The 14,789-nt window shown below is 37.6% G+C and carries 13 protein-coding genes; 10 read left to right on the top strand and 3 right to left on the bottom strand.

The features are described 5' to 3' along the window. Nucleotides 1–48: 48 nt before the first annotated feature. Nucleotides 49–483 carry a GNAT family N-acetyltransferase gene (locus tag OZ002_RS07605; RefSeq protein WP_002290819.1) on the bottom strand — a complete coding sequence of 145 codons (435 nt, stop codon included), beginning with the start codon at nt 481–483 and terminating at the stop codon, nt 49–51. A 141-nt stretch (nt 484–624) separates the two neighbouring features. Between OZ002_RS07605 and OZ002_RS07600 the strand changes: the two genes are divergently transcribed. The 4 genes from OZ002_RS07600 (at nt 625) to OZ002_RS07585 (ending at nt 5,649) form a co-directional block, all read left to right on the top strand. Further along, a complete protein-coding gene (locus OZ002_RS07600) occupies nt 625–1,743 on the top strand; it encodes an AI-2E family transporter (RefSeq protein WP_002290821.1) in 1,119 nt (372 codons plus the stop codon). Nucleotides 1,744–1,870: 127 nt separating this feature from the next. After that, nucleotides 1,871–3,247 carry a hemolysin family protein gene (locus OZ002_RS07595; RefSeq protein WP_002295395.1) on the top strand — a complete coding sequence of 459 codons (1,377 nt, stop codon included), beginning with the start codon at nt 1,871–1,873 and terminating at the stop codon, nt 3,245–3,247. 400 nt (nt 3,248–3,647) lie between these two features. Beyond that, nucleotides 3,648–5,228 (top strand): peptide chain release factor 3, encoded by a 1,581-nt coding sequence (locus OZ002_RS07590; RefSeq protein WP_002298237.1) that lies wholly within the window; start codon nt 3,648–3,650, stop codon nt 5,226–5,228. 196 nt (nt 5,229–5,424) lie between these two features. Further along, entirely contained in the window at nt 5,425–5,649 is a 225-nt protein-coding gene (locus OZ002_RS07585) for a hypothetical protein (RefSeq protein WP_002287661.1), read from the top strand. A 204-nt stretch (nt 5,650–5,853) separates the two neighbouring features. On the opposite strand, the gene OZ002_RS07580 is transcribed toward OZ002_RS07585, so the two are convergent. After that, a complete protein-coding gene (locus tag OZ002_RS07580) occupies nt 5,854–6,174 on the bottom strand; it encodes a DUF1827 family protein (protein WP_002290825.1) in 321 nt (106 codons plus the stop codon). Nucleotides 6,175–6,321: 147 nt separating this feature from the next. After that, a complete protein-coding gene (locus OZ002_RS07575) occupies nt 6,322–8,556 on the bottom strand; it encodes an ATP-dependent Clp protease ATP-binding subunit (RefSeq protein ID WP_002287598.1) in 2,235 nt (744 codons plus the stop codon). Between the two features lie 478 nt (nt 8,557–9,034). On the opposite strand from OZ002_RS07575, the gene OZ002_RS07570 reads away from it, so the two are divergent. The 6 genes from OZ002_RS07570 (at nt 9,035) to OZ002_RS07545 (ending at nt 14,770) form a co-directional block, all read left to right on the top strand. Then, a complete protein-coding gene (locus OZ002_RS07570; RefSeq protein ID WP_002287602.1) occupies nt 9,035–9,301 on the top strand; it encodes a phosphocarrier protein HPr in 267 nt (88 codons plus the stop codon). Continuing rightward, the gene (ptsP, locus tag OZ002_RS07565; RefSeq protein ID WP_002295388.1) at nt 9,301–11,028 is read left to right on the top strand and encodes a phosphoenolpyruvate--protein phosphotransferase; all 1,728 of its coding nucleotides are present in this window, start codon (nt 9,301–9,303) and stop codon (nt 11,026–11,028) included. The genes OZ002_RS07570 and ptsP overlap by 1 nt, the downstream gene beginning before the upstream one ends. Nucleotides 11,029–11,191: 163 nt before the next feature. Continuing rightward, complete coding sequence (locus tag OZ002_RS07560; RefSeq protein WP_002323526.1) at nt 11,192–12,238, top strand: glycosyltransferase family 4 protein; 1,047 nt, start codon at nt 11,192–11,194, stop codon at nt 12,236–12,238. Between the two features lie 16 nt (nt 12,239–12,254). After that, on the top strand, nt 12,255–13,478 hold the full coding sequence (locus OZ002_RS07555) for a glycosyltransferase family 4 protein (protein WP_002287605.1): 1,224 nt from the start codon (nt 12,255–12,257) through the stop codon (nt 13,476–13,478). Between the two features lie 88 nt (nt 13,479–13,566). Continuing rightward, a complete protein-coding gene (locus OZ002_RS07550) occupies nt 13,567–14,454 on the top strand; it encodes an NAD(P)-dependent oxidoreductase (RefSeq protein WP_156249166.1) in 888 nt (295 codons plus the stop codon). A gap of 85 nt (nt 14,455–14,539) precedes the next feature. Then, complete coding sequence (locus OZ002_RS07545) at nt 14,540–14,770, top strand: YkuJ family protein (RefSeq protein WP_002287607.1); 231 nt, start codon at nt 14,540–14,542, stop codon at nt 14,768–14,770. Nucleotides 14,771–14,789 lie beyond the last annotated feature (19 nt).

The following is a 14,789-nucleotide window of genomic DNA, read 5'->3' as shown; positions in this document are numbered from 1 at the left end:
GATTTTTCTCAAAAGCTTGCTGTTTTTTGCTTTTTTCGAAATAAATTTTTATAAAGTCTTTTTCATATAAATATGAGGCATGCCAGCATCTTCAAAAGGATCGCCGTAAGCTGTATATCCTAGTTTTTCGTAAAAAGTTTCAGCTGTGGACTGTGCCCCTAATAAAATCGTATTATAGCCTTGATTCTTAGCAAAGTTTTCTGCTTCTTCAATCAATATTTTTCCTAACCCTTGGTGTCTGTATTCAGAAAGAATCGCCATCCGCTGTAATTTCATTTTTCCGTTTTCTAAAGGCAAAAGACGTACAGTTCCTTGCGGTTCTTTTTTATCTGAGTACAGGACGAAGTGGATACAATGGGCTTCATCTTTGTCTATTTCTCGAGACAAAGGCACACCCTGTTCGACTACAAAAACTTGATGCCTGATCCGTACAGCATCTAAGTAAATATTGCTCATTGTATCTTTTGTTTGTACAACTTTCATGGTCTAGCCACCTTCCTTTCGTATAGTATACTGGAAAATAAAACAAATAAAAAGTATGGCAAGTTTTCAAAAATAAAAAAAGAATAAAAGAATTTTTAACGAATATAATATATACTAGTAAGAAAGAAAGGAGGAAATCTATTGTTTGAAAAACTTAGACAGTCTAAACTAATGTTTTGGTCGCTTGAATTATTGATCATAGCTGCATTGATCATGATTTCATCAGAAATAAACTTTATTTTCGAACCGATCGGGACATTTTTTTCCACGTTATTTGCACCTGTACTGATTGCAGGCTTTCTTTACTATTTATTGAATCCTATTGTCAAGCTGTTGATGAAAGCAAAAATCAAAAGAATATGGGCTGTCGCAATTGTGCTGCTCCTTTTAGTTGCAGCAATTATTTGGATTTTACTTAGTGTCATCCCAAGTCTAGTACAGCAAATTTCCTCATTGGCATCTAATATGCCTGATTTCATCAAACAGGTAGAAAGCTGGTTAAAAGAGGTAGCCGAATTGCCTTTGTTCAAGGAAGTAGATATCAATAAATATTTTGAGCAATTAGACATTTCTTACGGGACAATCATTCAGCAATTCCTTAGTGGAGTATCCAATAGTTTAGGTTCGATCGTTGGAACGATCGCTTCGGCAACTGTAGTAATCATTACAGCACCATTCATCTTGTTCTATATGTTGAAAGACGGAGAAAAACTAGTGCCAAACATCCAACAGTTTTTCCCAGAAAAAAGAAGAAACCAAATTGTGGAGTTATTGGGGCAACTGAATAAAACATTGGCTAATTACATTAGCGGACAAGCAATCGAATGTTTATTCGTTGGTACCTTCACATTTTTAGGATATATGGTAATTGGTGTGGATTATGCTTTCTTATTTGGGGTCATTGCGGGATTGACAAACCTAATTCCATATTTAGGACCTTATCTAGGACTAGCACCTGCATTTTTAGTAACAGTCTTCAATGATCCGGTAAAAGCATTACTTTGTTGTGTGGTTGTGCTAATCGTCCAACAGTTGGATGGGAATATCATTTATCCTAATGTAATTGGGAAATCACTGAAAATCCATCCATTAACGATCATTATCGTTCTTCTAGTAGCTGGAAATATTGCCGGATTGCTTGGTATCTTCTTAGGTGTTCCTTTTTACGCAATCTGCAAGACGATCATTTCCTATATAATCAAAATCGTCAAAGAAGACAAGCAAAATGAAAACAAGAAGAAAATTGCTACGACCTCGTAGGTAGTTTTAGTACACTTGTTTTTATTGCAAAGAAAATTGCTTTGTGATACCATTTTAACGTGGCTATAGTGCCACGTTTTTTTCTATCGTAAACTAAAAATTAATTTTATAAGGAGAGAATGCGATTATGAATGCTGACCCTGAGAGTCAGTCGCTGTTAGCGCAGATTTTATTATTGATCGTTTTGACATTGATCAATGCTTTTTTAGCAGCTTCCGAAATTGCTGTTGTTTCGATCAATAAGAATCGAATCGAGCAAAAAGCTGATGAAGGAGATGTGAAATCTCAAAAGCTTTTAAAAATATTGCAGAATCCAAATAATTTCCTATCGACAATCCAAGTAGGAATCACTTTGGTCAACATTTTGTCTGGTGCTTCACTAGCTAATACTTTATCGGAACGGTTAGCTCCGGTATTAGGTGGCGGCACAGCGGCAAAAAATATTGCAAATATCATTGTGCTGGCTATTTTGACCTATGTATCGATTGTTTTTGGAGAATTGTACCCTAAACGTATTGCTTTAAATAAATCAGAAGAAGTCGCAAAGTTCACTTCAGGGCTGATACGCTTGATTGGTGTAGTAGCTAAGCCCTTCGTCTGGTTGCTTTCTGCTTCCACAAGTTTATTGGCGCGTATCACGCCGATGACTTTTGATGATGAAGATTCAAAAATGACCAGAGATGAAATGCGTTATATGCTTGAAAACGAAGGCGTATTGAATAATGAAGAATTAGAAATGCTCCAAGGGGTTTTTTCTCTTGATACGAAAGTTGCCCGAGAAGTCATGGTCCCACGAACGGATGCATTTATGATTGATATCAACGATACTGTGGAAGAAAATGTGAATGAAGTTTTATCCGAAAACTATTCAAGAATCCCTGTTTATAACGAAGACAAAGATAAAGTAGTCGGAATCCTTCATACAAAGAATTTACTAAAAGCTGCCCATAAATTCGGCTTTGATAATTTAGATATCAAGAAAATCATGCAGGAGCCTTTATTCGTTCCTGAAACGGTCTTTATTGATGATCTGTTATATGAAATGAAAAAGACGCAGAATCAGATGGCTATTTTATTAGATGAATATGGCGGCGTCGTTGGGTTAGCAACACTAGAAGACCTTTTAGAAGAAATCGTCGGAGAAATCGATGATGAATCAGATGAAGTTGAGAATCTTTATGAAAAAATCGATGAACACGAATATATCATCCAAGGACGTATGCTGATTGATGAGTTCAATGAAGCTTTTGACAGTGATCTGCATATGAGTGATGTAGATACGATGGCTGGTTATTTGATTACAGCATTAGGCATGATTCCGGATGAAGGCGAAAAGTTATCGTTTGATGTCGATAATATTACGCTGGTTTCTGAAGAAATGGAAGGTTCTCGAATCCTTAAAATCCGTGTCATTTTTCATGATCCGGAAGAAACAGAAGCGGAACCTGAAGAAGAACGAAGATACTTCAGAAAAGAATTCGAAGATGACGAGCCAAGAAGATAATTGGAAACTTGGTTATGAAAGACGTGTTGCTTGAATAAACAAGCAACACGTCTTTTTTTTTAGTCAGCTGACAAAAAAATATTTGACTCTTATGGTTTGGTGGCTTTTTCATTCGCTGAATCCATGCTATACTGATTCAGTTGTAGTAGTTGACAAAGGTTGTGAAAAAGCTATCCTGCATTAAGTAATAAGAGCAGCCAAGCAAAAACAGCTTTTCGTATTTTTGGCTTGGGTGGGCTTATTGCTGATAGGCTGTCTCTAGAACGCCGTTTACTCGGAAAAAGAGACTGCTACACGGCTTTTGTCACAGCCCTATATGAAATTGTCTTTCTTTAAGAGATCGGACAATCTGTGCCTAGAGAAAATATAAATAATTGAATGGAAGAAATGGAGTTAGGTTATGAATAATCCAGAATTAAAGCAACAAGTGGACAATCGCAGAACTTTTGCGATCATTTCCCATCCGGATGCTGGGAAAACAACGATTACAGAACAATTACTATTGTTTGGTGGGGCTATCCGTCAAGCCGGGACCGTAAAAGGCAAAAAAACAGGTAATTTTGCCAAATCAGACTGGATGGAAATCGAGAAACAACGTGGGATTTCTGTTACTAGTTCTGTTATGCAGTTTGATTATCAAGGGAAACGAGTAAATATCTTGGATACACCAGGACATGAAGATTTTTCTGAAGATACTTATCGTACTTTGATGGCCGTGGATAGTGCGGTCATGGTAATCGATAGTGCAAAAGGGATCGAAGCACAGACAAAGAAATTATTCCAAGTTGTAAAAAAACGTGGTATCCCGATATTTACTTTTATCAACAAACTAGATCGTGATGGTCGTGAACCATTGGAATTGTTAGAAGAATTAGAAGAGCTATTAGATATCGAATCTTATCCGATGAATTGGCCAATCGGTATGGGTAAAGGGCTAGAAGGTCTTTATGATATCTACCATAATCGTGTAGAGTTTTATCGTCCGGAAAATTATCAGGATGAACGATTAGTAGAATTGGATGAAGATGGACTGCTTCCCGAAAATCATCCTCTAACTGAAAATTCCTTATATGAACAAGTCTTAGAAGAAGTAGAACTAATCAAAGAGGCTGGAGATGCATTTAATCAAGAAAAAATTGCTCGTGGCGATCAGACACCAGTATTTTTTGGTTCTGCATTGACTAACTTCGGTGTACAGACTTTTTTAGAGACTTTCGTTGAATTGGCACCAGCTCCTTATGGACACAAAACACAAGATGATCAGATGGTAAGTCCTTATGAGGAAGAATTTTCAGGTTTCGTATTCAAGATCCAAGCAAATATGAATCCAGCCCATCGTGACCGAATCGCTTTTGTCCGAATCTGTTCTGGAACATTCGAACGAGGAATGGATGTCTGGTTGGAACGTACAAATAAAAAACTGAAATTAAGCAATGTCACACAATTTATGGCAGATTCGAGAGAAAACGTCGAAAAAGCAGTAGCAGGCGATATCATCGGTGTATATGATACAGGTAATTATCAGATTGGGGATACATTGTTCGAAGGAAAACTAAAAGTTGCTTATGAAGAACTCCCTTCATTTACTCCAGAGCTGTTTATGAAAGTGACTGCAAAAAATGTCATGAAACAAAAATCCTTCCACAAAGGAATCTATCAATTAGTTCAAGAAGGAGCGATTCAGCTTTATAAAACTTATCTAACGGAAGAATATATCATTGGAGCTGTTGGTCAGCTACAATTTGAAGTATTCCAATATCGTATGTTAAATGAGTATAACGCCGAAGTAATCATGTCTCCAATGGGACACAAAATCGCTCGCTGGATCGATCCAGAAGATTTGGATGAGAAGATGAGTTCAAGTCGCAATATCTTGGCTCGTGACCGTTTCGACCAACCATTGTTCTTATTCGAGAACCAATTTGCAGAACGCTGGTTTGCGGATAAATATCCTAATGTAAAATTAAAAAGTCTGATGTAAAGAAGTCTTGACACAAGCTGCCCTGCATCAAGTAATAAGAATAGCCAAACAAAAACAGCTTCTCATATTTTGTTTAGAGCCGTGACGGATTTTCCGTGACGGCTCTTTTTACTATTTAAAATCATAGAAATGTCTAATCAAAAAAATATAAAAATTATTTTGCGTACATATGATTAAAGAAAGGAGAGTGTGAAACATGGAAACAGAATGGCAAAGACGTGAAAGAAAAAAACAGAAAAAAGAAGAGATGTTACGATTATGTCGATTATTAGATGTAAAAGACTGGGACAAAAACGAGCAAATTGCACAAAAAGTACGATCAATCATCCATAAAGAGGAAAAAGTTAAAAATAAAGACACACGTAGAACTGAAAATGAAAAGAGAAAAGTACAAAAGAAAAGAGAAAAATCAAAAAGCTAGAAAGAAAAAGAGGCTGAGACAGAAGCGTTTAACTCCAAGAAATAAGCTGGAATTCACAAAAATTTGAAAAGCAATTTTCGTGAATTTCAGCTTATTTCCGAAGGAGTTGCTTCTGCTTCCGCCGTTTATACGTGTTTAGAGCGTGAGACAAAAGTGTTCTTTACTTTTGTCCCACGCTCTTTAATTATTATGTTCAAAATTTGTTTACACGGCTAATGTAGCGCCTAATTCATGTTTTGGAATCGAGATTTCAACAAGGCCTGCCAATTCGATTACTTTGATTTCATCCTCGTGGTAAACGGCGTCTTTGATTTTATCTAAGAAATAATTTTTAGCATCTTCGATTTCTTTCGGCTGGATTTTACGTTTGTCATTGATCAGCAGAATTTCATTATGTTCAGGGGCTTCAGTGTAGACAATAGTGGTATTTCCGGCTGTGTAGACCTTGACTAGATGGGCATCAGTGTTTTCAAGCTGGTTTAATACAAGACGGGAATGGCTGTTTGTTACATTTACCAATTTCATGGCGCTCACCTCTTTTATGTATTTTTAATTGCTTGTTTCTCTTATTATAATTTCTTTTTTATAAAATGAACAGTATTTTGACTTTTCTGAAAAAAGAATGAGACGGCATTTCTCAAAGAAATACCGTCTCACGCTATAAAACTGGATTTATTCAGCCGTTTCTTCGGCTGATTCTTTTGCCAAACGTTCTGGTTTAGAAGTAACGATGATTTTTCCATCTTTATCCAGTTTTGCTTTCAACTCATGGATAGAAGGGTGATCAAGATAAAATTCAGCGATACCATCTTCGATTTGTTCTTGGATCGTGCGTCGAAGAGGACGAGCACCCATAGATGGATCATAGCCTAAGTCAACTAATTTTTCTTTGACATTCGTAGGAACTTCGATGTGAAGTTGCTGTGCTGCCAGCATTTGGTTGACATCGTCTAGCATTAGTGTGACGATTGTCATCAAGTTTTCTTTTGATAATGCACTGAATTCGATGATCCCGTCAAAACGGTTCAGAAATTCTGGTGTAAAGTAGTTGTTTAATTGGTTCAATACAGAACGAGTAACACCTTCGCGTGCCGCACCAAAACCAACGTTTGCTTCTACTTTACCAGTTCCGGCATTACTTGTCATAATGATGATCGTATCTTTAAAGCTGACCGTTCTTCCTTGTGCATCTGTCAATCGACCATCATCTAAGATTTGCAAGAACATATGCAAAACATCTGGATGAGCTTTTTCTACTTCATCTAACAAGACAAGACTGTAAGGATTTCTCCGTACTTTTTCTGTTAATTGACCAGCTTCTTCGTATCCGACATAACCTGGAGGAGAACCAATCAATTTAGAGACACTATGTTTTTCCATATATTCAGACATATCGAAACGAATCATTGAATCTTGTGAACCGAATAGTTCGTAGGCAAGTTGTTTCGCAAGCTCTGTTTTACCTACACCAGTTGGTCCAACAAATAAGAAGGAGCCGATTGGACGATTCTGTTTGTTTAATCCAACACGGTTTCGGCGAATCGCTTTCGCTACTCGATCTACAGCGTTATCTTGTCCGATGACATGAGCTTTCAAGTCATCTGCTAAGTTTTTCAGTTGTGTCTGTTCTTTTTCTTTTAATTCACCCACTGGAATACCTGTCCGTTGTTCAACGATTTTTTCCATATCTTTTTCGGTAATCACAGGTGTTTCCTCTTCAGTGAGCTGACGTTCTTTCATTTTTTGAAGTTTATTGATCTGATCGCGATAATAAGCTGCTTTTTCGAAATCTTCTTCTCGAGAAGCTAAAACTTTTTGTTCTTCTGCTTCTTGCAGTTTTTTCTCGATTGTTTTAGGATCAACGATTTGGATCGTCAAGTTTTTCTTAGAACCTGTTTCATCTAGCAAATCGATGGCTTTATCCGGCAAGAAGCGATCTTGGACGTAACGATTGGATAAAGTTGCGGCTGCTTCGATGGCCTCATCAGTATATTTTACATGATGATAGTCTTCATAACGTTTTTGCAAACCTTTCAAAATACTGATCGTTTCTTCGACAGTTGGTTCATCTACCCGTACAGGTTGCATACGACGTTCTAAAGCAGCGTCTTTTTCGATGATGCGGTACTCATTTAAGGTAGTAGCACCAACCATTTGTAATTCTCCTCGAGCTAAAGCTGGTTTTAAAATATTACCAGCATCCATATTTCCATCACCAGCAGAACCAGCACCGACGATTTCGTGAACTTCATCTATGAATAGGATCACATTTTCTGCTTGACGGATCTCTTCAATCAATTTTTGCATACGTTCTTCAAATTGTCCTCGTATACCAGTACCTTGGACTAAAGATACGACATCTAAACGAATGACTTCTTTGTCCATTAATTTTTGCGGTACATCACCATCTACGATTTTTTGTGCTAAACCTTCAACAACTGCTGTTTTACCAACACCTGGTTCTCCAATCAAGACAGGATTGTTCTTGGTTCGGCGATTTAAAATTTCAATGACTCGTTTGATTTCGTCATCGCGTCCGATCACAGGATCGATATCACCTTGTCGTGCTTGTTCTGTGATATTGATTCCGTATTCTCCCAATAAACCTTCTGTATTGCCTTGAGGTGGCTGACCACCATTGAAGTTGTTGTTTCCGCCAAATTGTGTTGGTGGTGTTTGCTCATAATTTCCTTGCTGTTGCATTTGGCGAGACATGGAACGGAAAAGATCGTCCAAACTGCCAAATCCAAATGGATCATTTTGGGCCATATTAGTCAGACCTCCATTTTGTTGATTTTTGATTTTTTGATAACAGCTCTGACAGTAATCGAGTTGTGTCCGCTGACCATTGACAGTGGCATACAAGTGAATCGTTGCCTCATTCTTGCCGCAGTTTTGACAAAGCATGAATCATTCACGTCCTTTCACAAAAATGGGTACATCCATATTTTACATCTCGTTTTTCATGAGGTAAAAGAATAACCCCTAGTTTTTTAAGAGATTTATGAGGTAGAAAAGGTGAAATCTCTATTGACCATTCCTGACCTTTGACTCTTATTATACTAAAAATAAAAAGGGAAGCAAGTAATTCGTTTCATATGAAAACAAAGAGGGTCAAAGGAAAGAATGATAAACGTCAGGAGAAGAGAAAGCGACAAGAAAAAGAAAATAAACACGTTTGTTATAAAATGTGAAGAAAAGGATGAAAAAGAATCCGGAATAATTTGAATACTTTTATCTGAAATTGAATGAAAACTGTTGTATCTAACGAAAAAAAATGTTAATCTTTACAGATGAAAGGGTGGCATTTGTTAGGATTCTCTGAATTACTAAAAAAGAAAACCCTCACATAAAAACAACACTCACTTAAAGGAGACCGATTAATATGGAAAAGAAAGAATTTCACGTAGTAGCAGAAACTGGGATCCACGCTCGTCCAGCTACACTATTAGTACAAACAGCAAGCAAATTTAACTCTGATGTAAACTTAGAGTATAAAGGTAAATCAGTAAACTTGAAATCAATCATGGGCGTTATGTCTTTAGGTGTAGGTCAAGGTTCTGATGTTACTATTACTGCAGAAGGTGCTGACGAAGCTGATGCAATGGCAGCAATCGTTGAAACAATGAAGAAAGAAGGCTTATCTGAATAATGGTTGAAATGCTAAAAGGGATTGCCGCTAGTGACGGTGTAGCCGTTGCAAAAGCTTACCTGCTAGTTCAACCGGATTTAACATTCAGTAAGGCAACAGTAGAAGATACTGCGGCTGAAGAAGCTCGTTTGGATGCTGCATTAGCTAAATCTACTGAAGAATTGCAGCAAATTCGTGAAAAAGCAGCGCAAAGCTTAGGTGAAGCAGAAGCGCAAGTATTTGATGCCCATTTGATGGTTCTTTCAGATCCAGAAATGGTAGGTCAAATCAAGCAAAATATTAAAGACAACAGCGTAAATGCTGAATCAGCGCTAAAAGAAGTAACGGATATGTATATCGGTATGTTCGAAGCAATGGAAGATAATGCTTATATGCAAGAGCGTGCTGCAGATATTCGTGACGTTGCTAAACGTATTTTAGCGCACTTATTAGGCGTTACTTTACCAAATCCATCAATGATCAACGAAGAAGTGGTCGTTGTTGCACATGACTTGACTCCAAGTGATACAGCACAATTAGATCGCAATTTTGTAAAAGCGTTTGTAACAGACATTGGTGGACGTACTTCACATTCTGCTATCATGGCACGTTCTTTAGAAATTCCAGCAATCGTTGGTACAAAAGAAATTACTGCTAAAGTCAAAGAAGGCGATATTTTGGCTGTCAACGGGATCGAAGGCGATGTAATCATCGATCCTACAGATGAACAAAAAGCTGAATTTGAAAAAGCAGGTGCAGATTACGCAGCACAAAAAGCAGAATGGGAAAAATTAAAAAATGCAGAAACTGTCACAGCTGACGGCAAGCATTTTGAATTAGCTGCAAACATCGGAACACCAAAAGATCTAGTTGGTGTCCATAATAATGGTGGAGAAGCAGTTGGTCTGTACCGTACTGAATTCCTGTATATGGATTCTCCAGACTTCCCAACAGAAGATGACCAATATGAAGCTTACAAAGCTGTATTAGAAGGTATGGAAGGAAAACCTGTAGTTGTTCGTACAATGGACATCGGTGGAGATAAAGAACTACCATATCTGCAATTACCTCATGAAATGAATCCATTCTTAGGATATCGTGCATTGCGTATCAGTTTATCTGAACAAGGCGACGAAATGTTCCGTACACAAATGCGTGCATTGCTTCGTGCATCTGTTCATGGTAATTTACGTATCATGTTCCCTATGGTAGCTACACTCAAAGAATTCCGCGCAGCAAAAGCGATCTTTGAAGAAGAAAAACAAAAATTGATCAGTGAAGGCAAGGAAGTATCTGATACGATCCAAGTCGGCATCATGATCGAGATTCCAGCAGCAGCAGTCTTAGCAGACAAGTTTGCAAAAGAAGTAGATTTCTTCTCTGTAGGTACGAACGATTTGATTCAATACACAATGGCAGCAGACCGTATGAACGAACGCGTTTCTTACTTGTACCAACCATATAACCCATCAATTTTACGTTTGATCAAAAATGTAATTGATGCAGCACACGCTGAAGGAAAATGGGCAGGTATGTGTGGAGAAATGGCTGGAGATCAAACAGCTGTTCCATTGCTAGTAGGTATGGGTCTAGATGAGTTCTCAATGAGTGCGACATCTATTCTTAAAACGCGTAGTTTAATGAAACGCTTGGACACAGCGAAAATGGCTGAACTTGCTGATCGTGCATTGAAAGAATGCGATACGATGGAAGAAGTCGTTGAACTTGTTCATGAATATGTAAAATAAACAACGTATCAAAAGCTGGTGTGGCTTGTAAAAGAGCTACGCCAGTTTTTTTGTTCTTTTTTAAGAAAACGTTTTTGTCAGTAAGAATAGATAAAAATAGGGCTTAAGTTTGAGTGACAGTTTGTAGGCTATGTTATACTATATAAGTGAAGGGGGACGTAAGGTGAAGGTATTATTATATTTTGAAAGTGAAAAGATGCTTGCAAAATCTGGAATCGGGCGTGCGCTTGATCATCAAAAACGTGCTCTGACGGAAGTTGGTATCTCTTATACACTAGATGAAAAAGAAGATTATGACATCCTGCACATCAATACATACGGAATCAATAGTCATAATATGGTCAATAAAGCCAGAAGAGAAGGAAAAAAAGTTGTCTATCATGCGCATTCTACAGAGGAAGATTTCCGAAATTCCTTTATCGGATCGAACCAGCTTTCTCCTATCGTAAAAAAATATCTGGTAGGATTGTACCAAAAAGCGGACTATCTGATCACGCCAACACCTTATTCAAAACAGTTGTTGGAAAGCTATGGTATCCGTGTGCCGATTCAAGCTATTTCCAATGGGATCGACTTAGAGAAATATCGCCCTGATCCAATGAAAGAACAAAAGTTCAGAGAATATTTCAAACTGTCTCCGGATCAAAAAGTAATCATTTGTGTCGGTTTGTTTTTCGAACGTAAAGGAATCATTGATTTCGTAGAAATTGCTAAGAAGATGCCCGAATACACATTTATTTGGTTTGGTCATGTTCCCATGTACTCGATTCCTCGGAACATCCGGAAAATTGTAAAAGAAGATCATCCTGAAAATGTCCTGTTTCCTGGTTACATTCGTGGAGAGATCATAGAAGGTGCGTATTCAGGTGCAGATCTATTCTTTTTCCCTTCTTATGAAGAGACAGAAGGGATCGTTGTTTTAGAAGCTTTAGCAAGCAAACAAAACGTACTTGTTCGAGATATTCCAGTGTATAATGGCTGGTTAGAAGATAGCAAGAACTGCTATATGGGGAAGACAAACGAAGAATTTATCCGACTGATCCAACAGATTACCAATCAAGAACTACCGAGTACGACACAAGCCGGTTATCAAACAGCAAAAGAGCGAAGTATCAATAAAATCGGTGAAGAACTTAAAAATGTATACGAAAGTGTACTGAATGAAAAAGTCTCTAGCAAATTAAAAAAAGTAAATCAGGTCAAGGACTAGTTTGGAGGCGAAAAACATGAAAATCGGCTTTTTTACCGATACCTACTTTCCGCAAGTCAGCGGAGTTGCTACATCGATCAAAACATTAAAACAAGAATTAGAAAGACATGGGCATGAAGTCTATATTTTTACAACGACCGATCCTAATGCGGATAAGTTGGAAAAAGATGTGATTCGAATGCCAAGTGTACCATTTATTTCTTTCAAGGATCGAAGAGTTGTTGTTAGAGGCATGTGGTATGCTTATTTGGTTGCCAAAGAACTAGAACTAGATCTTATTCATACCCATACAGAATTCGGAGCAGGGATACTTGGGAAGATGGTAGCTAAGAAATTGAAAATACCTCTGATCCATACTTACCATACGATGTATGAAGACTACCTTCATTATATCGGTAAAGGAAAAGTGATCAGGCAATCCCATGTAAAATACTTGTCTAGATTATTTGCAAATCATACGACAGGTGTAGTTTGTCCAAGTGAACGTGTTATTGATACATTACGCAGCTATGGTGTAATAGCACCGCTTCGCGTGATTCCTACTGGTATCGACATTGAAAAATTCAAACGTTCTGATATCACTCAGCAGGATATCAGCAAATTAAGGGAGTCACTAGGTCTTCAGGAAAACCATTTGATGATTCTTTCTTTAAGCAGGATTTCTTATGAGAAAAATATCCAAGCCTTGATTAATGGGTTTCCTCAGGTCATCTCCGCTTATCCTAACGCCAGATTAGTTATCGTAGGAAAAGGACCTTATGTAGAAGAGTTAGAGGAATTGATCTCAGAACTGCAGTTAGAAGAATTTGTGCAGTTCACAGGAGAAGTGGACAACAATGATGTAGCACTTTATTATAAAGCGGCAGATTATTTTGTCAGTGCTTCTACTTCAGAAACACAAGGGCTTACTTATACAGAAGCGATGGCAGCCGGAACACCTTGTGTCGTGGAAGGAAATGCTTATTTGAACCGATTGTTCGATCATCCTTCATTAGGGAAAACTTTTGAAACCGACGAAGACTTTGCACCAGCACTTATTGATTATATTTCCAGTGAAGTTCCTAAAGATCCAAAAGTTTTAGAAGCTAAACTTTATGATATTTCATCTACACATTTCGGCGAAGCTATGATCGAATTTTATCAAGACATGGTTGTTTATCATGAAGAAGAGATGCGAAGAAAAGAAGAAGAAGACTCGATTGAACGAATCAAAATAAAATTAAATTCATTTAAAAGATAAAATTCAAACATTTTTTATGAAAAAATCCTTGTTTCTAGCGTATACTAGCATAGAAGCAAGGATTTTTGATTTTTAGGAGGTCGAAAAAATGAAACTTGGTTTTATCGGAACAGGCGTCATGGGAAGTGCTGTCGCACGCCATCTACTAGATGCAGGACACGAAGTAGCTGTCTATAATCGGACAAAAGCAAAAGCTGATCCTTTAGTAACAGAAGGAGCTATCTGGGCAGATACACCAAAAGCGGTAGCAGAACAAAGTAATATTCTCTTTACAATGGTAGGTTACCCCAAAGATGTAGAAGAAATCTACTATGGACAGTCGGGGATTTTTTCTGCAGATATCTCAGGACATATTTTAGTTGACTTGACTACAAGTACACCAAGCCTGGCAGAAAAAATTGCAAAAACAGCAAAAGAAAAAGGCGCAGATGCGTTAGATGCACCGGTATCCGGTGGTGACTTAGGAGCAAAGAATGGTACACTGACGATCATGGTCGGTGGAGAAGAAGCCGTTTATGATCAAGTACTGCCTTTATTCAAAGAATTTGGTACGACATTTACATTGCATGGTTCTGCTGGGAAAGGTCAGCATACAAAAATGGCTAATCAGATCATGATTGCAGGTACGATGACAGGAATGACGGAAATGCTTGTCTATGCACAAAAAAACGGACTTGATTTAAAGAAAGTGATTGAGACGCTTTCAGGTGGAAGTGCAGCTAACTGGTCTTTAAGCAATTATTCTCCTCGTATTTTAAAAGAAGATTACACACCTGGTTTTTTTGTCAAACATTTTATCAAAGATTTAAAGATTGCATTAGAAGAAGCAGAAAAAATGGACCTTGTATTGCCAGCAACTACCCAAGCATTGAAACTATATGAAGAGTTGGCAGATAAAGGTTTTGAGAATGACGGAACCCAAGCTTTGATCAAACTTTGGTGGCCTGAAGGAAAAATACCAGAAAAAAAATCATAAAAAACGAGTTTTTTTAGAGAAAATCAATGCAAGTAGGCTATGCTTTTGATACAATATAACAGAAATAAGAAAAGGAGGACCTCCGATGACACATTCACAATTAGTCGCAATCATAAAACGACTGGAGGCTATGGTCGAGTCAGCAGATAATGAACTGCAAGTTCGCCGTTTTGAAAAAGAAGGCGTAGAGAAGTGTACAGTAACTTATGATAAAGCGACCGATACATTTGAATTAACTGAAACAGATACTCATCAGCAATACGAATTTGATAATATCGATATCGTAGCGATGGAAATCTATGATTTAATCCAATAAATTTTAGGATAATTGACAT

The sequence above is a fragment of the Enterococcus sp. E4-150 genome (assembly GCF_035726465.1).
Lineage (GTDB): Bacteria > Bacillota > Bacilli > Lactobacillales > Enterococcaceae > Enterococcus_B > Enterococcus_B faecium.
This window is presented reverse-complemented; position numbering and strand designations above follow the sequence as displayed.

What these genes read in the sequence shown, in the direction of transcription:
- OZ002_RS07605 (WP_002290819.1), bottom strand. Translation starts at nt 483, where the DNA reads ATGAAAGTTGTACAAACAAAAGATACAATGAGCAATATTTACTTAGAT.
- OZ002_RS07595 (WP_002295395.1), top strand. Translation starts at nt 1,871, where the DNA reads ATGAATGCTGACCCTGAGAGTCAGTCGCTGTTAGCGCAGATTTTATTA.
- OZ002_RS07590 (WP_002298237.1), top strand. Translation starts at nt 3,648, where the DNA reads ATGAATAATCCAGAATTAAAGCAACAAGTGGACAATCGCAGAACTTTT.
- OZ002_RS07585 (WP_002287661.1), top strand. Translation starts at nt 5,425, where the DNA reads ATGGAAACAGAATGGCAAAGACGTGAAAGAAAAAAACAGAAAAAAGAA.
- OZ002_RS07580 (WP_002290825.1), bottom strand. Translation starts at nt 6,174, where the DNA reads ATGAAATTGGTAAATGTAACAAACAGCCATTCCCGTCTTGTATTAAAC.
- OZ002_RS07575 (WP_002287598.1), bottom strand. Translation starts at nt 8,556, where the DNA reads ATGCTTTGTCAAAACTGCGGCAAGAATGAGGCAACGATTCACTTGTAT.
- OZ002_RS07570 (WP_002287602.1), top strand. Translation starts at nt 9,035, where the DNA reads ATGGAAAAGAAAGAATTTCACGTAGTAGCAGAAACTGGGATCCACGCT.
- ptsP (WP_002295388.1), top strand. Translation starts at nt 9,301, where the DNA reads ATGGTTGAAATGCTAAAAGGGATTGCCGCTAGTGACGGTGTAGCCGTT.
- OZ002_RS07555 (WP_002287605.1), top strand. Translation starts at nt 12,255, where the DNA reads ATGAAAATCGGCTTTTTTACCGATACCTACTTTCCGCAAGTCAGCGGA.
- OZ002_RS07550 (WP_156249166.1), top strand. Translation starts at nt 13,567, where the DNA reads ATGAAACTTGGTTTTATCGGAACAGGCGTCATGGGAAGTGCTGTCGCA.
- OZ002_RS07545 (WP_002287607.1), top strand. Translation starts at nt 14,540, where the DNA reads ATGACACATTCACAATTAGTCGCAATCATAAAACGACTGGAGGCTATG.